General features: G+C 50.5%; 20 protein-coding genes. 7 read left to right on the top strand and 13 right to left on the bottom strand.

What is annotated here, in order from left to right; genetic code table 11:
- Positions 1–16 precede the first annotated feature (16 nt).
- Positions 17–1,006: a PorP/SprF family type IX secretion system membrane protein gene (locus IPF95_04230; GenBank protein MBK6473902.1), complete on the top strand. Its 990-nt coding sequence runs from the start codon at positions 17–19 to the stop codon at positions 1,004–1,006.
- A 190-nt stretch (positions 1,007–1,196) separates the two neighbouring features.
- Here IPF95_04230 and IPF95_04225 read toward each other — a convergent pair whose 3' ends face one another.
- The 12 genes from IPF95_04225 to IPF95_04170 all read right to left on the bottom strand — a co-directional run bounded on the left by IPF95_04225 (position 1,197) and on the right by IPF95_04170 (position 12,214).
- Positions 1,197–2,093 carry a hypothetical protein gene (locus IPF95_04225; protein MBK6473901.1) on the bottom strand — a complete coding sequence of 299 codons (897 nt, stop codon included), beginning with the start codon at positions 2,091–2,093 and terminating at the stop codon, positions 1,197–1,199.
- Positions 2,094–2,125: 32 nt separating this feature from the next.
- Entirely contained in the window at positions 2,126–2,839 is a 714-nt protein-coding gene (locus IPF95_04220) for a hypothetical protein (protein MBK6473900.1), read from the bottom strand.
- A gap of 304 nt (positions 2,840–3,143) precedes the next feature.
- Entirely contained in the window at positions 3,144–4,028 is an 885-nt protein-coding gene (atpG, locus tag IPF95_04215) for an ATP synthase F1 subunit gamma (protein ID MBK6473899.1), read from the bottom strand.
- Positions 4,029–4,098: 70 nt separating this feature from the next.
- Positions 4,099–5,679, bottom strand: a complete 1,581-nt coding sequence (locus IPF95_04210; protein ID MBK6473898.1) for a F0F1 ATP synthase subunit alpha — start codon at positions 5,677–5,679, stop codon at positions 4,099–4,101.
- A gap of 12 nt (positions 5,680–5,691) precedes the next feature.
- Positions 5,692–6,252, bottom strand: coding sequence for an ATP synthase F1 subunit delta (gene atpH, locus IPF95_04205; protein MBK6473897.1), 561 nt, complete (start codon positions 6,250–6,252; stop codon positions 5,692–5,694).
- Entirely contained in the window at positions 6,249–6,758 is a 510-nt protein-coding gene (gene atpF, locus IPF95_04200) for a F0F1 ATP synthase subunit B (protein MBK6473896.1), read from the bottom strand. Before atpF ends, atpH begins: the two co-directional genes overlap by 4 nt.
- Positions 6,759–6,835: 77 nt before the next feature.
- The gene (gene atpE / locus IPF95_04195; protein ID MBK6473895.1) at positions 6,836–7,078 is read right to left on the bottom strand and encodes an ATP synthase F0 subunit C; all 243 of its coding nucleotides are present in this window, start codon (positions 7,076–7,078) and stop codon (positions 6,836–6,838) included.
- A 34-nt stretch (positions 7,079–7,112) separates the two neighbouring features.
- A complete protein-coding gene (gene atpB / locus IPF95_04190) occupies positions 7,113–8,273 on the bottom strand; it encodes a F0F1 ATP synthase subunit A (GenBank protein ID MBK6473894.1) in 1,161 nt (386 codons plus the stop codon).
- Between the two features lie 83 nt (positions 8,274–8,356).
- Positions 8,357–8,584, bottom strand: coding sequence for an AtpZ/AtpI family protein (locus IPF95_04185; protein ID MBK6473893.1), 228 nt, complete (start codon positions 8,582–8,584; stop codon positions 8,357–8,359).
- Complete coding sequence (locus tag IPF95_04180; GenBank protein MBK6473892.1) at positions 8,581–8,985, bottom strand: hypothetical protein; 405 nt, start codon at positions 8,983–8,985, stop codon at positions 8,581–8,583. The genes IPF95_04185 and IPF95_04180 overlap by 4 nt, the downstream gene beginning before the upstream one ends.
- 24 nt (positions 8,986–9,009) lie before the next feature.
- Positions 9,010–9,435, bottom strand: coding sequence for a polymer-forming cytoskeletal protein (locus tag IPF95_04175; protein ID MBK6473891.1), 426 nt, complete (start codon positions 9,433–9,435; stop codon positions 9,010–9,012).
- Positions 9,436–9,532: 97 nt separating this feature from the next.
- Entirely contained in the window at positions 9,533–12,214 is a 2,682-nt protein-coding gene (locus IPF95_04170; protein MBK6473890.1) for a hypothetical protein, read from the bottom strand.
- Between the two features lie 129 nt (positions 12,215–12,343).
- Between IPF95_04170 and IPF95_04165 the strand changes: the two genes are divergently transcribed.
- Positions 12,344–13,291 (top strand): M23 family metallopeptidase, encoded by a 948-nt coding sequence (locus tag IPF95_04165; GenBank protein ID MBK6473889.1) that lies wholly within the window; start codon positions 12,344–12,346, stop codon positions 13,289–13,291.
- A gap of 275 nt (positions 13,292–13,566) precedes the next feature.
- Positions 13,567–15,063 (top strand): GH3 auxin-responsive promoter family protein, encoded by a 1,497-nt coding sequence (locus tag IPF95_04160; GenBank protein MBK6473888.1) that lies wholly within the window; start codon positions 13,567–13,569, stop codon positions 15,061–15,063.
- A gap of 267 nt (positions 15,064–15,330) precedes the next feature.
- On the opposite strand, the gene IPF95_04155 is transcribed toward IPF95_04160, so the two are convergent.
- Complete coding sequence (locus tag IPF95_04155) at positions 15,331–15,492, bottom strand: hypothetical protein (GenBank protein ID MBK6473887.1); 162 nt, start codon at positions 15,490–15,492, stop codon at positions 15,331–15,333.
- 376 nt (positions 15,493–15,868) lie between these two features.
- On the opposite strand from IPF95_04155, the gene IPF95_04150 reads away from it, so the two are divergent.
- From IPF95_04150 to IPF95_04135, 4 genes are all read left to right on the top strand, one after another.
- The gene (locus IPF95_04150; GenBank protein ID MBK6473886.1) at positions 15,869–16,831 is read left to right on the top strand and encodes a threonylcarbamoyl-AMP synthase; all 963 of its coding nucleotides are present in this window, start codon (positions 15,869–15,871) and stop codon (positions 16,829–16,831) included.
- A 204-nt stretch (positions 16,832–17,035) separates the two neighbouring features.
- A complete protein-coding gene (locus IPF95_04145; protein ID MBK6473885.1) occupies positions 17,036–18,190 on the top strand; it encodes a 1-deoxy-D-xylulose-5-phosphate reductoisomerase in 1,155 nt (384 codons plus the stop codon).
- Positions 18,190–19,509 carry an RIP metalloprotease RseP gene (gene rseP, locus IPF95_04140; GenBank protein ID MBK6473884.1) on the top strand — a complete coding sequence of 440 codons (1,320 nt, stop codon included), beginning with the start codon at positions 18,190–18,192 and terminating at the stop codon, positions 19,507–19,509. Before IPF95_04145 ends, rseP begins: the two co-directional genes overlap by 1 nt.
- Before the next feature lie 21 nt (positions 19,510–19,530).
- A complete protein-coding gene (locus tag IPF95_04135) occupies positions 19,531–19,986 on the top strand; it encodes a GtrA family protein (GenBank protein ID MBK6473883.1) in 456 nt (151 codons plus the stop codon).
- The last annotated feature ends 9 nt before the right edge of the window (positions 19,987–19,995 follow it).

Genomic DNA, 19,995 nt, shown 5'->3' with positions numbered 1-19,995 from the left:
CAGAACGAAGAGCCCCATGAAAAACTTGAAAACACAGCTCGCCGTTGCCCTTGCAATCTGCGCGGGCACAACCAACTTCGCCCAAGATGCGCACTTGTCACAGTACGAGACCGCACCGAACACATTGAACCCTGCTTTAACTGGCATGTACGAGAACGCTGATTTCCGCATGACCAGCAATGTGCGGAGCCAATGGAACAGTTTGTCGAGCAGTTTCCTTACCACTGGTTTCGCTTATGATGTGTCGTTGCAGAGGCGTTTCGGGGTAGGATTGAGCATGGTCAACTACAACATGGCTGGGATCATGAACACTTTCCAGCTTGGTGCTGACGGGGCCTACAACGTTTCCGACCCTAAGGCCAAACACACGCTATCGGTTGGTGTACACCTTGGCTTGCTATATAAGAAAATGAACGATCAACAACTTCTTTGGGATGCCCAATACAACGACGGTTATTTCAACAGTGACCTACCTTCCGGGGAGTTCATGCAAAGAGGATCAAGGTGGATGCCCGATGTTTCTGCAGGTATCGCATACAGGAGCACGAACTCACGCAAGAGTGTCAACCCTTTCGGCAACTTCGCGATGTTCCATGTCACCACACCGGATGAGTCCGTACTGCGAACGACCAAGAGTGATCTGCCGATCCGTTTCTCCGTGAATGCTGGCGCTCGCGTAGAGGTGGCGACGGGCATCTTTGTGATCCCTGTGGGGCTATACATGCGGCAAGGAAATGATCAACAGATCAACGCAGGTATGATGTCGGAGATCGGGATCGCCGGCACTCCTTATAGCGCGGTCGTGGGTTGTTCATACCGGGTAAGGGATGCGGTCATTGCCCAGGTGGGTCTTAAGCACAGCAATGCGGCTTTCAGATTCAGCTACGATATCAACGTATCTCCTTTACGGAATTACACGCGCAAGAACGGAGCCTTTGAGTTCTCGATCCTGTACTACGGTTCACACTCCGGAAGGACGCGTAGGGTAACGAGCAGTGCATTCTAAGAAAGGTGTCTATGAGCGTCATTTCTGCATACGATTACCGGGAGCCCTGTGATGATCTCGTTTATTTCGTCTTGTCCCACTCCTAGTTGACTCTTCCATTCTAGAGCGGAATGGTGTCAATCTATTCTAGGACAGGAAAAAGAAAAAGGGCCGTCTCTTACGAGACAGCCCCCTTTGTTTCATGAGTTCCTTAGGGGTTACACCCCATCGTCCCGTAACCACTTACGGTCGAGTAGGATGCGTCCTCACCATCTTCGTCGTCGAAGAAGCCCACACCTTCAATAGCGTAATAATTCCCATTGAATTCCATGGATCCTCCATTCACCGTGATATCTCCGTCCTTGGAGAGGTAGATCCCTCCATCGTTCTGGAAACTGATGATGAATGCGAAACTGAAATCCTGCAGATCCTCTTCGGGTTGATCGAGGTCATCGATCCAGTTGAGCACTTCGTAGCTGGTGTCGCTGAGGTCATCAGCATACACGAAGTAGTAAGCGAACCCGTAGAAATACTGGAATGGATCTTCACCATCTTCGAAGTTTCCGTTCTGTAAGGCTTCGAAATCTCCGGAGATCCCAATCACACCGGCCACGTCTCCCATGTCCGGACCGAAAAGACCACCTCCGGTGGTGTTTGTATCTCCCAGTGCGAAGCACACGGCAAAGTCAATATCAAGCATGGTATTGCCAGCGTAAACCGTTCCTCCGCCTGCGCCCATGCCGGCTTGCGGTTCGGTGATCACGACAATACCACCTTCATCGGTCCAGACCCACTGGCCGCCATTGCTTGAGGCGAAATTGATGCCGGAAGCAGGTATGGTGGAAAACGAGAAGTCCCTTGAACCATCGTTTTTCGAACGGAACACGAGGACCTCATCCATTGTACGGTTATAGATGCCCACTGCAGGTAGCTCCTGGCCCTTTTGCCAGAGCTTGCGTTTCAGGACCGGGTCCGTAATTTCAGTTGCCTTCGCAGGTTTGGTCACGGACACCGTTTCCTTGTTGCACGAGATCACCAGAAAGCCGATCAAGGCGAGTGGCAAAGTAAACCTGAGCAGGTTCCGGAATGTGGTTGTAACGCTGTTCATATTTTGGTGTTTTCAGGTTGTGTGAGCCTTGCTCAGAAGAGCCATCCAAGTCGCAACTGGCCTACTACATTTGGTCCGAGCTGGATGCTGCTTACGTTGTCCTTCTTCCCATCGGTGTTAGTGGTGGCTGTGCCGGTATTGTCGTCGTTGGCCGCTACCGTCTCGGTCTTGCTCTTCATGGGCATGGTCGCAGCAAAGCCAAAGCCGAGCTCAGTGCCGAAATAGAGCGACTTGGCGAGATAATAATCGAAGCCGGCGACGGCGTTCAGGCCAATTCCCAAGCTACCACTGGTCTTCTTTTCATAGCCCACCTCGCGTTTGTTGTCGTTCAGGTTCAGTTGGGTTTCTTTCTTCGTGTTCTTGTTGGTAAAGCTCAGGTCCAAGTATCCACCGATGTACGGTGAAAGGCGATCGGTACCCGTCATGTGCTTCTCAAGACCGGGCTGCACAGCGATGGTAATGCTGCTCTCCTTGTCCTTCAATTCGAGCATATCGGACTCGCCATCCTCATCCTGCGTAATGGTGGTCTTATTCTGGAATCCCAAGAAAACACCCAGGCGCATAGCGGAGGTCGCAGATCCGAATTTACGGAACTTGATACCGGCCATCGTAACGGGGCTGCCACTTAAGGGAGCGATCATCAATTCCAAGTTCTTTTCTCCTCCGGCAGGACGATACTGTGTCTGTGCTTGTGCTGTCGCGATGCATGCAATAGCGACGGAGACTGCCAATACATATCTTTTCATGGTGGTGGTTATTGGTTTTGTGTTTGGACAAATGTATTTCTTCCGAGCAACAAAACAACAGCGGTGATCTATTTTGTTTTGAACGTTAGCCTTGTGTGGAATACCGTCATATCGGAGTCGAATTGCTCACTCGTTAAATGATCTGCAACTAAAAAGACCGTCATCTATCCGGAGTTCTTCGGACGATACACGCTGCATTAACGGAATACGCAACGCTCGACAACCCAAGATCCGGGTTGGATCGATAAGGAATAACAAAAGAGATCTACCCTTTCAACGCCTCTGCCCCACCCGGTGGGTGCTGTTATCCCTTCAACGCTTCAGCCCCACCAACGATCTCAAGGATCTCGTTGGTAATGGAAGCTTGGCGTGCTTTGTTGTAGGTCAACTTCAGCTCCTTCAACATGCTGTCCGCGTTGTCTGTTGCCTTGTGCATGGCGGTCATGCGGGCACCGTGTTCTGAAGCGTTGCTGTCCAACAGTGCCTTGTAAAGCTGGATCTTCAAGCTCTTGGGAATGATCTCTTCAACGATGGTCCGGCGATCCGGTTCCATGATGTAGTCCACGTTCTGTGTCTTTGCAACCTTGTTGTCGGATGCAGCCGGTGCGATCGGCAAGTAGGGCTGCTTCGTGGGGTATTGAACAGCGGCGTTCTTGAACTTATTGTAGAACACCACCACGTGGTCGAATTCGCCTGCCGCAAAACGATCCATGATCAATTCAGCGACCGGAGACACCTTGTCGAAGCTCAGGCCATCGTATAATTTAGCAAGGTCGGTCGGTAGCGTAGCATTGAAATACGGCGTACGGCGATAAGCGTCCATGGCCTTTTTTCCGATTGGTAACACGGTCACTTTTTGACCTTGGGCTTCAGCTTCCGCAGCGGCTTTACGGATCATGCGGAACACTTGGGTATTGAATGCCCCGGCAAGTCCGCGGTTACTGACCACGGCAACGAACAATACGTTCTTTACCTCGCGTTGCTGGCTGAATTTGCCTTCATTGCTGTCCAGACTTGCGCTAACGTTACCAAGGATAGCCTGAAGCTTTTCGGCATACGGACGCATCCGCACTATGGCGTCCTGGGCGCGACGCAACTTGGCAGCGCTTACCATTTTCATGGCTGCGGTGATCTGCTTGGTGCTGTTCACCGAGACGATCCTGTTGCGTACTTCCTTGAGGCTTGCCATTTGTTAGTTGGTATCAGGCACAGGGTATTGAGTAACTAGTACTCTGTACCCAAATACCCTGTACTAGCATTTAGTTGTCCAAACTCTTTACCAGGTCCGCTGCAACGGTTTCCAACACACCGGTGATCTGGTCGTTGTACTCACCACGCTTCAAAGCTGCCAAGGTTTCACTGTGTTTATTGCGAAGCATGGTAATGAATTCCGCTTCGAATTGCTTCATGTTCTTCAACGCTACGTTTCCGAGCAATCCTTTTGTACCGCAGTAGAGAATGGCGATCTGTTCTTCAACACGCACGGGACTGTTCTGTCCCTGCTTCATGATCTCCACGTTCCGTGCACCCTTATCCAATACCGCTTTTGTAGCGGCATCGAGGTCGGATCCGAACTTGGAGAATGCCTCCAATTCGCGGTAGGCAGCTTGGTCCAATTTCAATGTGCCAGCAACCTTTTTCATGGATTTGATCTGCGCATTACCACCTACGCGGCTTACGCTGATACCTACGTTGATCGCTGGGCGTACACCGCTCAGGAACAAGTTGCTCTCCAAGAAGATCTGTCCGTCCGTGATCGAGATCACGTTGGTAGGGATATAGGCTGATACGTCACCTGCTTGGGTCTCAATGATCGGAAGCGCGGTCAATGAACCACCACCTTTCACTTTTCCTTTCAAGCTCTCGGGCAGGTCGTTCATCTGCTCAGCAACGGTCTGGTCAGCGGTCACTTTCGCGGCACGCTCCAGCAAACGGCTGTGTAGGTAGAATACGTCACCTGGGTATGCCTCACGCCCTGGTGGGCGTCGTAGCAACAACGAAACCTCGCGGTAAGCAACAGCTTGCTTTGAAAGATCATCATACACGATCAGTGCAGGACGACCGGTATCACGGAAATACTCACCGATAGCTGCTCCGGTGAACGGTGCATAGAACTGCATCGGTGCAGGGTCGCTGGCGTTGGCGGCAACAACTGTTGTGTAGGCCATAGCACCGGCCTCCTCCAACACTTTTACAGTACCGGCAACGGTCGATCCTTTCTGCCCGATCGCCACGTAGATGCAGTACACCGGCTTACCGGCGTCGAAGAATTCTTTTTGGTTGATGATCGTATCGATCGCCACCGTGCTCTTACCGGTCTGGCGGTCACCGATGATCAATTCGCGCTGGCCACGACCGATCGGGATCATCGCGTCGATCGCTTTGATACCTGTTTGTAGTGGCTCTTTTACGGGTTCACGGAAGATAACACCAGGTGCTTTGCGCTCCAGTGGCATTTCGAACAATTCACCTTTGATCGGGCCCTTACCATCAATGGCTTCACCCAGTGTATTCACTACGCGACCAACAATTCCCTCACCAACATTGATGCTGGCGATCCGCTTTGTGCGTTTCACGGTATCACCTTCTTTGATCCCCACGGAAGGTCCGAGCAATACAGCGCCCACGTTGTCTTCCTCAAGGTTAAGAACGATCGCGCGCAGGCCGTTGTTGAATTCGATCAACTCACCGCTTTGCACACCTTGTAGTCCGTAGATGCGGGCGATGCCATCACCCACTTGCAGAACGGTACCGACTTCTTCCAGCTCGGCTTCGCTGCGGAAACCGGCAAGTTCTTGTTTCAGGATCGCCGATACTTCGGCTGGTTGTACTTGGGCCATGTCTGGGTTGCGTTAGATCGCAGGGATGTACGGGTTCTTGGAGAATTCGCGGCGCAGGTCGCTCAGACGACGGCTTACGCTACCGTCATATTGTTCATCGCCAATGCGGATGATCACGCCACCGATCAAAGTGGGTTCCACCGTCTCCACGAGTTCGATGGTCTTACCGGGGTGTTTTTCCGTTGCCAAGGCCCGCACCTTTTCACGGGCATCGTCGCTAAGCGGAACGGCACTGGCCACCTCGGCTATGATGATCCCTTTGTGTGTTTTGTATAGTTCAGTAAATGCTGCGGCCACTTGTGGTAGCATGGTTTCGCGATTCTTGCGCACCAGAATGCCAACGAAATGGCTGGTCATTTCGCCGATCTTACCGGCAAATATCTTGTCCAGAATAAGGCCTTTTTTATCGGCCTTCACCACTGGGCTGCGCAAAAGCACTTGTAATTCGTTGCTTGCGGCACATGTGTTCGCAACAAGAAGCATATCCTCTTGCACAGCATCCACCATGTCCTTCTCCAAGGCCAAGGCCATAAGAGAGCGTGCGTAGCGATATGCGACCGGTGCAATGTTCATGACTTGCGCAGGTCGGCTTCCGCCATCACTTTATCAACAAGGATTTTCTGGATGCTGCTGTCACTGAGTTTTTCCTTCAGGATCAGCTCCGCCACTTGCACGCTCAGTTGGCCCATCTGGTTCTTCATTTCGGTAATGGCCGCATTCTTTTCATTGCGGATATCCTCACGTGCACGTGCCAAAAGGGCATCACCTTCTGCTCTTGCCTTTTCTTTTGCACTAGCGATCTCGCGATCGCGGATGTCACGCGCCTCCCTCAACAAGACCTCACGTTCTTCACGTGCTTCGCGCATGAGATCTTCGTTCTTGACTCCCATTAGCGCCATTTCTTCACGGGCTTTTTTGGCCTCGTTCAAGGAGTCGGCTATGGATTCTTCGCGTTCTTTCAGCCCATTCAGAATAGGCTTCCAAGCGAATTTCGCCAAGATGAAGAGCACCACCCCGAAGGAGAGTGTCATCCAAAATATAAGCCCGATGGAGGGCTCCATTAAACTTGCGAGCAGCATTGGCGTGCGGGTATAAAAAGGTTAACGTACCATTCCGCTGGAGCCTGCATTGTTTGCAGGAAGCGGTGCCGAATGGCTTACTTCAATACGACCAACAAGCCAACTACCATCGCGAAGAAGGCAGCGCCCTCCACCAGCGCAGCGGTAAGGATCATATTGGCGCGGAGGTCATTGATGGCTTCCGGTTGACGTGCCATAGCTTGTACAGCATCGCCGCCAATGCGGCCAATACCTACGCCAGCACCAAGTGCAGCGAGACCAGCGCCGAGAGCAGCAATTCCATAGCCAGTACCGAGATCGAGAAGAACAGAAAGGAACATGTTAGTTCGTGGTTTTAAAGGAAAAATTCAGGTTTCAGTGATGTTGTGGTTCTTCAACCGCAGCGCCAATATACATGGCACTAAGGAAGGCGAACACATAAGCTTGTATGAATGCAACGAGCAACTCGAGCATGGTCATGAAAATGGTAAAGGCCAATGAACCCACGGCAACACCGACACCGGCGCCTGTACTTGTTTCGCCGAAAACGAATATCAAACTGAAGAAGCTAAGAACGATGATATGCCCGGCGGTCATGTTCGCGAACAGTCGGATCATCAACACGAATGGTTTCAGGAACATGCCCAGAACTTCTACCGGAGTAAGGATCAATAACACCAATTTAGGCACACCTGGCATGGCAAAAATATGTCCCCAATAGTGCTTATTGCCGTTGAGCGTAACGATCAAGAAGGTTATCAACGCCAGAACGAGGGTCACGGCGATATTGCCTGTGAGATTGGCCCCACCGGGGAAGAACGGAATAAGGCCGAGCAGGTTATTCAAGAAGATGAAGAAGAATACCGTAAGCAAATAGGGCATATACTTCATATACTTCTTTTCGCCGATCGCGCTTTTGGCGACATCGTCGCGTACAAAGAGAATGACAGGCTCCAGCAGGTTCTGCAGCCCGCGAGGTGCCTCTCCTTTACGGCGGAGGTAGGAGTTGGCTACGCTGATGAAGATGATCAACAGCAACACAATGCTTATCCACAAGCTTACTACGTTCTTGGTAATGCTGAAATCGAATGTTGCTTTGGTAGCAACGTCATCTATCGTTGTGTGATGGGCATCAACAGCCCCTGTTTCAGTTACTGCAACAACATCACCCTCTTCTAGCTTGTAGCCACCATAAGTCTTGTGGCCATGATCGAACTTGCTGCTGCTAAAAACGGAAAGGCCGCGCTCGGCGTTGTAAAGGATAACTGGTAACGGAAGGGTATAGTGCCCAAATAAGTGCCAACCATGCTCGTCTCCAATATGATCGAGGATCATTTTGCCGGGATTGAATTTCCCTCCTGCCTCATCTACTTCCTCCTGTATAATGTCGGGTGCTTCTGAATCGCTCTCGATCGCCTTAACAATGGCACTATCAACGACGTGGTTGGACCCTTGCTCCTGCGCGAGAACGACACCCGCAAATAAGCTTGCGACCAATAAGGACGCGGTTTTTAGGAGGGTTTTAACGGATCTCATAGGTGGTTGCCCCTGTGAATTCGGGCGCGAAGGTAGAACTATGCGGCGAAAGTTGGTAGCGGAAGATCCGTAAAAGGCGGAGTTCACCTTTTTCCGGTCTCTTTGAACAGATACACCATGGCACCGACAATACCGAGCAGGCTAAGTATGATCGTGAATACGGGATACTTCAGCTTCAGTAGACCATCCAAATACCAGCCGCCCCATGTTCCCGCGAGCACGATCCCGATCATACTGAACCCGAGACCGGTGTAGCGCAAGTAGCCGTTGTAGTTGCGTCTTGCCTTTTCCAGTTCCTCCGGCGTACTCACGGTTTGGGGAGTTTGCGCAGAATTCCGGACAATCGGATAGTGCTGAATGCTAAAAATGCCAGATATAGGAATGCGAAGGCAATGGCGATCGGAATGGCCTGCTCTTGTGTTAAAAAGAAGATAAGCACCACCAGCAGAATAAGTGAAAGGAACATCTTTACCACCAAGCCGGTCATAAAGCGGTGCACGAAACCCTTAGGGTCATTAACAACGGCGCGCTCCTGCCAATAGTGTAAGAGGAACGTAATGGAGCCGAAATAGAGCAGAATGCCAACATGAAATTTCATAAATGGCTTGTCAAGGACATAGAGAGCAAGCCATGTGGCACCAGCACATATTCCCGTAAAGAGAAGAAGCGGCAGCGTGAATGACCGTGAACGGGCCTCCGGAACAGGAGCCATGGATCGACGTGTCGGCTTGAATGCTTAGCGCGTAGCTTGCACGGTGTTTTCCGTGCGGCCATTGCTTTCCGTGCGCAAGCGAACCGGGTCCATTTCCTTAACCACACCACCAGCCATGCTGCAATTACCGGTGAAAGTAGCACCGGGCTCGATCGCCAGTTTCTTTGTGTTGATGTCACCCTGCAATTTGGCAGTTGCCTTCAAGCTAAGCACATCCTGACAGTTCACTTTGCCGATCACGGTTCCTTCAATATCACTGCTTTGGCAGATCACTTCGCCTTCAATAACTCCACTTTGGCCAACGATAACGCGGCCCTTCGCATTCACGGAACCCTTCACTCGCCCGTCAATACGGATGTTGCTATCCGATCTGATCTCGCCTTCGATCACAGTGCCCTCCATAATGGAATTGATCTTGCCTGGGCTCACGGTTTCTAATGGCTTGTTCATGGTGGTAGGGGCGGGTTTTTCACTTCGGAACATGGTTCCCATTGGGGTTAGGGTCAGTCAGATAGAACCACAAAGGTAAGTATCGGTGTTGTTTTTCCTATTGTCCTTCAATATAGTTCTGCATGAAGAATACTGTGTAGGCATCCACATCCTTGCTTTGGTAGAACTGAGCGTAATTCTTGGTGCTGATCGCAAAGGCGGGGAATCCTTGGTCGTTTACCGTCATCAGATCCAACGTATTGGTCATGAACAGGTTGTAATATTCCATGGCTGCGGCTTTAGTTGGGAAGACACCAACAAGTATCACTTGGTGTTCGGGATCCAAAAAGGTATTGGTCACTTCCAACTGTGTTGCGGGCAAATGCGTAGTGTTGAAGTTGCTTAACAAGGTTTTGAACATGTCCATATCATTTCCTTCATTTGGGACGATCATGGCAAATGAGTGCTGGCCGGGTTCGTCCTTGAACAGCTCTGTATCCAGAACGGGCTTGCTAGGAGGGGCTATTGTACCTGAATCCGTATTCGTTTGCGAAGTCTCGCCACCACCCATAGCGTTCAAAAGGGTTGTCGCGGCATTCGCTTCATCCGTTCCTGGGAATAATACCGTGATCTGGGTAAGGGCGTTCCGGAACCCATTCGCATCGCGCATACCGCCGATGGCCATGGCTCGCAACATGTGGTATTTGGCAAGGAAGTGGTTGCGGGGTTCATTCTCAATAACGCCATTGCACGAGACTATCACGGAAGAAAATAAGTATTGTCGGTACCGATCGTAGACTTCTTTATACACCGCCTCTTCTTCGAACCTTCGTTCTTCATCGGCTGCAAGAATGTTCGGATCGCGGATGAGTCTTGCGAATTCGGAATCCGGCCAACGCTCAAGAATAATATTGGCATAGAGTTGGGATCCGGAACCGTCCGGAGAGAAGTAATTCGTGGTCTGTTCTTTTTCCAAGTAGATCCTGTACAGCTGGTAATAGCTTTCCGGAGTGAACTGGCAATCTTCGAACCTATCCGTTAGTACCTCGAAACTTTCAATGGCGTTGTCCGGGTCCTTCAGTTGTTCTTTATAGATCATGCCGCTTGCATACAGCGCACCGCATACCTTGCTATTACTGGCCTCCAGAGCTTCTGGGTCCATTGGGAGGTCCTTCATATAAAAGGAAGGGTCCTTCCATTCTTCTTCGGCCTTTTCTTTTTCGTCGCCGTTTTCTTCATCCGCAAGGAGGTCTTCTTCGATCACTTGGTCTGCCAACGCGCTACCGGACTTGTCTTTCCGGCGCCAATCATCTTCGAGCTTTCTATTGCCCCAGCGCTTTCTGAATTGAGTGAGCCCGCGGCCTATCTGCTGGGGCGAGTAGAAGTACCAATTTCCTGTCTCCCCTCCGGTTGGTGTTACTGTCGGTTTACCAGCGTCAGGGTTGTTCTCCAATAACGTACGCGCTTCATCTTCCGCTCTGGCAGCCTCGGCTTCTCGATCCTCGCGGTCACGAATTATTCTTCTAAGCCTCTTCTCTAATTCACCCTCGTCCAGTTGTGCTAACTCTTGTAGGCTATCCTCCAGAGCGATGATCTCCAATTGTTCCACAAGGTCACCCAAAACCTGCGCACGGGTCTCAACTTCCCGGTAGCGTGCGTGCTCTTCATTCAGAACCGTTAACGTGCTGTCATAATATTTCTGAGAACGAGCATAAGCACGGTCATCAAAATAGATGTCGGCCAATTTCATGTAGGTCTTGGCCTTTTGCTTCGTGTCAGTGGTACTAACGCGCGAGCTTGTTTCCAAGTGGTCTATAGCCGAAGAATCCATCCTATCCTTAAGGTCCAGATCCGCGATCGCATAATGGATCATGTCAAAGTGATCGACATTCTTGTCATCACGCAGCATTCCTCGCAGCTTTTTACGCAGCGTTTTACTATCGCCGCGTTTGTATGCCAATGCCTGAAAGATCTGCGCGTGGAATGCCATTTCATAAGGTGGCCCCATTTTAACCACGGATGCGAACTGCTTAATTGCTTTCTCCTCTTGACCCTTAACATCATAGAGTTGAGCAAGAATAAAGGCCCAGCGGATGCGCTCCCGCTTGGCTTCTGCCTGATCCACGGCACGCTCCAGATGAATGATCGCATCGTCGATCTTTCCGCGCTTCAGGTTCAGCTCGGCATACACGGCGCTCAACTCACCGTGGTCGAATTTCTTAGGGAGTTTTTTCTCTTCCGTTACTTGGTCCAAGGCGGTCTGTGCCTTGCCGAATTGTTCCAGTTCAATGGCGGTACGGGCTAGCCAGATCTTTCCTTCCAGTTGTTTGTTTTCTCCCTTGAATCGGCGAGCGATGTACGCGAATCCACGCTCGGCCTCGTAATAATTGCCTTTGTAGAATTGACTTTTGGCGATCACGAAGTAGGCATCATCGATCCAGCTGTTCCGTTGTTTGCCTTCGATATCCATGGAATGCCGTTCGATGACCAGCGAACATTTATCAATGCATTTCTCCAGATCGGGAGTTGCTGAGGTTTTTTGCTCGACGGAACCATAAACGAAAAGCGGTAGGACCTTATCATAGTCGTCCTCATAAGTATCTTCAATGGTCCGTACCGTTTCTTTCTGGATCTCATTGGCGTTGAACCACCCGTTATCACGCGAGTTCAAACGATGGAAAGCACGGTTAAGAAAGGCGTCCTTTTCTGGTGAGCAGCCCGTTATGAGTGCAACCATGAATAGACCTGACATCCATTTCACGTAATATTTAGTGGCTCTTGTCACCTTTAACGGTTCCATAACTACGAAAGGGCGAAGATATTTCATTGGTCCGGGATAGACCGCTGCAAAAAATGGTGACCAGCCTCAATACTGGGAATTCAACTGGTCCTGACCCCACTGCGAGAGCGTTCAATTTGCATTCTATTGATGCTGTCCACACTTGGTATGTTGGCTTATCACATCTATTCCCACCTTTGCGGGGGTATGGCAACCGTAACACCAAAGGCGGAAAAGAAGAGTAAGTTCAGTACTTGGTCCGCCAAGTTGCGGGATAAGTACCGGTTGATGCTCATCAACGACGCTACGTTCGAGGAGCGGTTGAGCATACGATTGACCCGGATGAATGTACTGCTATTGGCACTTGCAGCCTTTACCATACATGCCGCTTTCGTCACTGCAGTCATCGTGTTCACTCCGTTGAAGAAATACATTCCGGGATATAGCGACCAACAGACCAAACTGAATGCGTATAGGAGCACGCTTCTAGCAGATTCGTTGGAAACGGAGGTTGCAATACGCGACCTCTATCTACAGAATCTACGCAACGTTCTGAGCGGTGAGTTGCCAGCTGACAGTGCTACGTTGTTCACTCCGGTTAAAATACCCGAGGCGGCTGACCTCGCACCGAGTAAGGCGGATAGTGTGTTGCGGGCCCGAAATGCTAAAGAAGAAGCGTATAGCTTAACCGAGGGGAAAGGCACATCTGACAGGAGAAGCTTGAGCAGTATTTTCTTTTTTCCGCCCTTACGAGGCATCGTTACATCGCCATTCGAGGTGGGACAGGAGCATTTTGGGATCGACATTGTTGCTAGTGCCGATGCGGCAGTTAAGGCGTGTTTGGATGGCACAGTGATCATGAGCAGCTGGACAACGGATGGAGGTCATGTACTGCAGATCCAGCACAGATTCGACCTGATCAGCGTGTACAAGCACAATAGTGTGTTGTTGAAAAAGACAGGAGACAAGGTACGAGCTGGGGAGGCCATTGCGATAGTAGGGAACAGCGGTGAGTTAACTACGGGGCCGCATTTGCATTTCGAATTGTGGTTGAACGGAGAACCAGTGGACCCGCAAGCTTATATGGTGTTTCAATAAATGAATTCCTGATTCCTGATTTCTAATTCCCGGTGATTTTATCTATCTTCAATTTAGTCGTTGGGAGGTAATAGCCACAGCCGTAGACGAAACCATCCAAAGCCATATCAAACCCAAAGCGCTGAACTCAGGAATCAGGAATCGATCCCGATCGTTCAGGTCAGGAAAACTGAAGGCCCAAGGCCTAAACAAAGTAGAAGACAGAACCAAGGGACTTAGGAATCCCGCCACTTTGGGCGGGAGGAATTAACGATCGACCGAAGGGAGTAATGTAAATGTCATTCAAGTCTTCCATAGCTAAAGCATACGCAGGCATCGCAACGCGCGATGTGATGCGGCGGGCCATGGACCCTTTGGCTGCACAGAAAAAAGTGTTGCGTGGCTTGCTTGCTGGAGGTGATCCAACGGCATTCGGGAAGGATCATCGGCTGGATGAAGTGGATGATCACATTGGACTTCAACAGGCTGTTCCGTTGCGCGATTACGAAGCGTTGAAACCGTACATCGATCGGATCGTTGCAGGTGAAGAGGATGTGCTATGGCCCGGCAGACCGCTCTATCTATGCAAGACCAGTGGAACCACTAGCGGAGCGAAATACATACCCATCACCAAAGAGAGTTTGCCGAATCACATTGACAGTGCAAGGCGCGCTTTGCTTGCTTATATGCACCACAGTGGCAAGGCTAATTTCGTGGATGGGAAGATGATCTTCCTGCAGGGTAGCCCGGTTCTCGACCATACCCACATGATCCCAACGGGACGGTTGAGTGGTATTGTTGCCAACCATGTACCGAGCTATCTGTTGAAGAATCGCATGCCGGGTATGGCCACGAACAGCATACCGGATTGGGAATCGAAAGTTGAAGCCATCGTTTCCGAGACCATGACCGAGGATATGCGGTTGATAAGCGGCATACCAGCGTGGGTGCAGATGTATTTCGAACGGTTGTTGGCGCGGACCGGAAAAAAGAATGTGCGGGAGGTATTCCCCAACTTCTCATTGTTCGTCTATGGAGGCGTGAACTATTCACCATACCGAAGTAGAATGGAAACGCTTATCGGTGGATCAGTTCCAAGTATTGAGCTATTTCCTGCCAGCGAAGGATTCATTGCATACCAGGATAAGACCAACGAAGAGGGATTATTGCTTGTAGTGGACAACGGCATTTATTACGGATTCTTGGAACTTGGAAAGGAACAAGGGACGGTTGCAGAAGACAATGCGACTCGTGTGTTGTCCATCGCAGAGGTGAAAGTTGGTGTGAATTATGCACTCGTGCTCTATACAAATGCTGGCCTCTGGGGATACGAGATCGGTGACACCATCAAATTCGTTTCGCTTACGCCACCACGCATTGTGGTAACCGGCCGTACCAAACATTACACCAGTGCTTTTGGGGAACACGTTATTGCCGAAGAAGTGGAAGGCGCATTGAAAGATGCCATGGCTAGCATCCCATGCGAAGTAGCGGAGTTCACGGTTGCTCCGGAACTTGCTCCGACCCAAGGCTTGCCTTTTCACGAGTGGCACATTGAGTTTGCCGCACTTCCTGCCGATTTGGAAAAGTTCGCATTAGCCATCGACACAGCACTTCAAAAGCGCAACCCGTATTACAAGGACCTGATCACCGGAAGTGTACTGCGCCCTTTAGTGATCCGTTCACTACCCCGCGGTACGTTCGCTAATTGGATGAAAGCACGTGGCATGAACGATGCGCAGAGCAAGGTGCCCCGCTTGGCGAATGATCGGCGGTTCGTGCCGGGAGAGTAGCGATACACGCGCTCACCGGCAAGGTCCGTTCTTGGATGAAGAAGATCGATATCTCTTTCGGCCATATTGCGCGCCACCATGTTGGTGAACGTTTGGCGCCAACTGTGCGTAGCCTCAATAGGTGGGTCGGTAATGCCGACGAACCGGTTCACAAGTACCAGAGCCAGCCAGAACCGAATGTCCGAAACGAGACGCGCCACGTCACCAAAGACAATGGGCTTGGTCACCAAATTTTTGAGACCTGCATCATCAAGAAGGTTTCCGGTATTACGATATCACCTCCGCTTTCGGGTAGCGCTGCTTCCAAAAGTCAAGTGCCTTAATGTTGGCGAGGGTAATGACAGTGCGATGGTCCAGTCGGACCTTGATGGCTTTAAGCCCTTCTTTGATGGGCTGGGTAAGGATCAGTTTTTTTCTTGCTCGTGGCATGGTCAACGTGTTTAGGATTGCTTTTTAATTACGATAGTGATCAAAAACCGGACCACCTGTTTAATCATTTGGTCGCAAGGCTAAACAAACCCTGACATCATAAATTAAAAATAGTTTGTGATCAACCGTTCTCTATGTGCACAAGTAATTTACTATCAGTAGTTTACGGGTTGGTTTTCTTATTTGTTTTTCCATTAACACCTTTCCTCGAGAACATTTTCATTACAGGCCATGTTCGGTCAAAATCCTTCTTGCCTTAGGTCTGCGCCTGCGTTAAAACTCTACGATCAAAAAGAACAAACTCTGACTTCGCGTTCTGCTACATCTAGATCCTACACACGACGTAACGTCCAATTTCGCCCGACCTTCGCGCCCAATGTCCGTTATCGGCACCGATATACATCATGCAGCAGACCTGCTCCGTAAGGGAGAGCTCGTCGCGATCCCCACCGAAACGGTTTATGGCCTAGCGGCAAATGCGTTCGACCCCGACGCTGTCCTGAAGATCTTTCAAGCGAAGCAACGACCTGCCTTCGACCCGCTAATTGTACATGTGCATGACAGAGAACAGGTTCCAGGCATTGTGAGCGAACTACCAACAGGAGCAATACAGTTGATGGACGCATTCTGGCCCGGCCCGTTGACCTTGGTGTTACCCAAAACAGCACTGGTACCGGACCTGGTTACCAGTGGATTGAACACTGTTGGAATACGCATGCCAGCGCATCCCGTGGCCTTGGAGTTATTGCGGACCTTGCCCTTTCCACTTGCTGCTCCAAGTGCTAATCCGTTCGGCTATGTGAGCCCGACCACGGCACAACATGTTGCAGATCAGTTGGGCGAGCACGTGCCATACATCTTGGATGGCGGTTCATGTACAGTAGGTGTTGAAAGCACCATTTTAGGATGGGAGCAGAGCGGTAAAAGTATAGAAGGACATTGGGTGTTGTACCGCCCGGGTGGAATTACGGTTGAAGAATTGGAGGCGGTGATCGGATCAATATCCACCGCGAAACGGACCGTTACCCCAGTCGCTCCTGGTATGTTGGACAGCCATTATGCCCCGCGGAAGCCCGTGTACGTTGGTGATGTACATGAACTACTTGTCGCGCATCAAGGACAACGTGTTGCTGTGATCTCATTGAGCGCGGAGTACCCGGCTTGGCGATGTGAACGGTTATCAGCTGGTGGTGATCTGAATGAGGCAGCGCGGAATCTGTTCAGTGTACTGCGTGACCTTGATCGCTCGGATTCAGAAGTGATCTTGGCTGAAGTGTTTCCCGAACAAGGTCTCGGTCGAGCGATCAACGATCGGCTTAGACGTGCAGCCGCCAAATAGCTCTGGTCGTAGTTAGCTGAACAGTGAATATTCTTGAAGTCCGGCTTTTTCCTTGGCGACCACAATTTCGATCGGAGTACGTTGCAGATATGCTAGGCTTAAGATGCCCGACTTCGGAACCGCCAATAAACCCGACCTTTGCACCTTGTCTAAAAATCAAGGATAGGTCTAGGTTCATAGCAGACTGTTTCCAGAACAGGACAAATGCCCAAGACCATTGCCATACTCGGTTCCACTGGTTCCATAGGTACACAAGCCTTGGAAGTGGTGCGCACCAACCCGGAGCATTTCCAAGTGGAACTGCTTACATGTGGCATGAACTGTGATCTTCTTGTGAAGCAAGCACTTGAATTCAAGCCGAATGCGGTGGTGATCGGTGATCAGGCGCGACTATCTGAGATCAGGGACCTGCTGTTTCCGCAAGGGATCAAAGTGTATGCTGGAGCGGAAGCGTTGGAGCAGGCCGTGCAGATGCAAGAGATTGAAGTGGTACTAACGGCGCTTGTCGGTATTGCCGGTCTGCGCCCCACTTTGGCAGCGATCGAAGCCGGAAAGCACATTGCGTTGGCGAATAAGGAAACACTTGTAGTTGCAGGTGATATGGTAACGAAGGCCGCGAAAGAAAAGGGTGTGAACATCTATCCGGTGGATAGTGAGCATAGCGCTATTTTCCAATGCATGGCAGGGGAGTGGAACAACCCGATCGAGAAGGTCGTTCTTACGGCAAGCGGTGGCCCGTTCAGGGGCTGGACCCGTGAGGAATTGGCGACCGTCACCAAGGCCCAGGCTTTGAAGCATCCCAATTGGGAGATGGGTGCAAAGGTGACCATCGACAGCGCAAGCCTGATGAACAAAGGCCTTGAGGCCATCGAGGCCAAGTGGCTATTCAATTTGAAACCGGAACAGATCGAGATCATCGTTCATCCGCAGAGCATCATCCACAGCATGGTGCAGTTCCGCGATGGCAGCATGAAAGCCCAGATGGGCCTGCCTGACATGAAGTTGCCGATCCAGTACGCACTGGCTTATCCGGAACGACTGCCTACGAATTGGCCCCGGCTTGACTTTGCACAATACAGTTCACTCACCTTCGAACAACCGGACCTGAAAACGTTCCGCAATTTGGCATTGGCATTGGATGCAATGGAAAAAGGCGGCAACGCACCGTGCATTCTCAACGCCGCGAATGAAGTAGCCGTAGAGCATTTTCTGAAGGACCGTATCGGTTTTTTGGAAATGAGCGACCTAATTGAACACTGTTTGGCCACCGTGCCATTTCACAAAATCCAGTTGCTTGAAGACCTGGAGGCCACCGATGCGGAAACGCGTAGGGTGGCGAGAACACGAGTACCCGCTTAATGGACATATTGATCAAAGCAGCCCAGCTAATTCTTAGCCTTTCCATCATTGTGATATTGCACGAGCTGGGGCATTTCATCCCGGCCCGTTGGTTCAAGATCCGCGTGGAGAAATTCTATCTCTTTTTCGACCCGTGGTTCTCGCTTTTCAAAGTGAATAAAGGCGGTACTGAATATGGTATTGGGTGGTTGCCGTTGGGTGGCTACGTGAAGATCAGCGGCATGGTCGATGAGAGCATGGATAAGGAACAGATGGCCAAACCACCTGAGCCGTGGGAGTTCCGAAGCAAACCCGCTTGGCAACGCTTGATCGTTATGGTCGGTGGTGTTACGGTGAACTTGATCCTGGGCATGCTGATCTATACGATGGTGCTCTTCGTTTGGGGGCGTGATTTCCTTCCGCTAAGTGAAGTAAAATACGGCATACACCCGAGCGAAGTAATGAAAGCAGAAGGGGTGCAGGAAGGCGATCGGTTGTTGAAGTTGGATGGTCGCACACCTAGAACATTGGAGGAACTCACCAAGGACATTCTATTGACCGATGCGCATACGCTGACAGTAGAGCGCAACGGAACTGAACAGGAAGTGAAGCTCAGTCCGGATGTGAGTGACAAGATCCTGAATTCGGGAGAGAAAGAACTTTTCGGAATTCGCATCCCTTTCATTGTGGATACGGTCATGGTAGGAGATAATGCAGAAGCGGCGGGGGTCAAAAAAAATGATGTGATGCTGGCCGTCAACAGCACTGATACTAAATTCTTCGGTGATTTCCGAAAAGCGCTTGCTGAGCATAAAGGAGCTGAAGTAACCTTGAAGGTCCAACGGGACGGAGCGCCCATTGCCATAACCGTTAAAGTGAGCGAAGAAGGCACGATCGGAATTGGAAATCGTTCGCCTGATACCTATTTCAATTATGGTCATGAGACCTTCAGTTTCGGAGAATCAATTCCTGCCGGGATCTCGCTTGCCATGAATACGCTTACGGGTTACGTTAGCTCATTGAAGTTGTTGTTCTCCAAAGCTGGCGCTAGTCAGATCGGTGGTTTCGGATCCATTGGAAGTATGTTCCCATCCACATGGAATTGGCAAGCATTCTGGAGCCTTACGGCGTTGTTGAGTATTATCTTGGCATTCATGAACTTGCTTCCGATCCCTGCATTGGATGGCGGCCATGTGATGTTCCTACTTTACGAAATGGTCGTTGGAAAACCAGCCCCACAGCGCGTTATGGAAGTAGCCCAAATGGTCGGCATGGTCCTGTTGCTTGGCCTAATGTTGTTCGCCAATGGTAATGACCTTTTCAAAGGGCTGAACAACTGATAGGAAGATCTACGGAATAGGATGCTCGATTCGCTGTCAGAAAATAAGAAGCAGCTCACTAAGTTCATCATTATTGGTGTGTTGGCCGTGCTTACTGACCTTGCATGTTACACAGCATTCCTACAGATAATTACCGAGGATCTTTTCGGAATCATGAATAACGAAGCAGTGAGTAAAACACTGTCGTTCCTCTGTGGGTTAACGGTTACCTATTCCTTGAATAAGCGTTGGACGTGGCGCCGTAAGGACCGGAGCAATCGCCGTTTAGTAAAGTTCCTGCTTACGTATGGGGTGTCACTGGTCCTCAATGTCAGCATAAACTCCTTGTTGTTGTACATGTTGCATGAGCAAGAGCTATTCGCTGCTGTACCGAAAAAGTACTTGGTCGCGTTCATTGGTGCGACCGGATTCTGTTCAGCCGTGAATTTCATCGGTCAAAAGTTCTGGATCTTTAAGGGCATCAAAGTGGACGCCTGAGCGGGTTGT

Source organism: Flavobacteriales bacterium, assembly GCA_016704485.1.
Lineage (GTDB): Bacteria > Bacteroidota > Bacteroidia > Flavobacteriales_F > PHOS-HE28 > PHOS-HE28.
The sequence above is the reverse complement of the archived record's forward strand: the minus strand, read 5'-3'. Positions and strand labels throughout refer to the sequence as shown.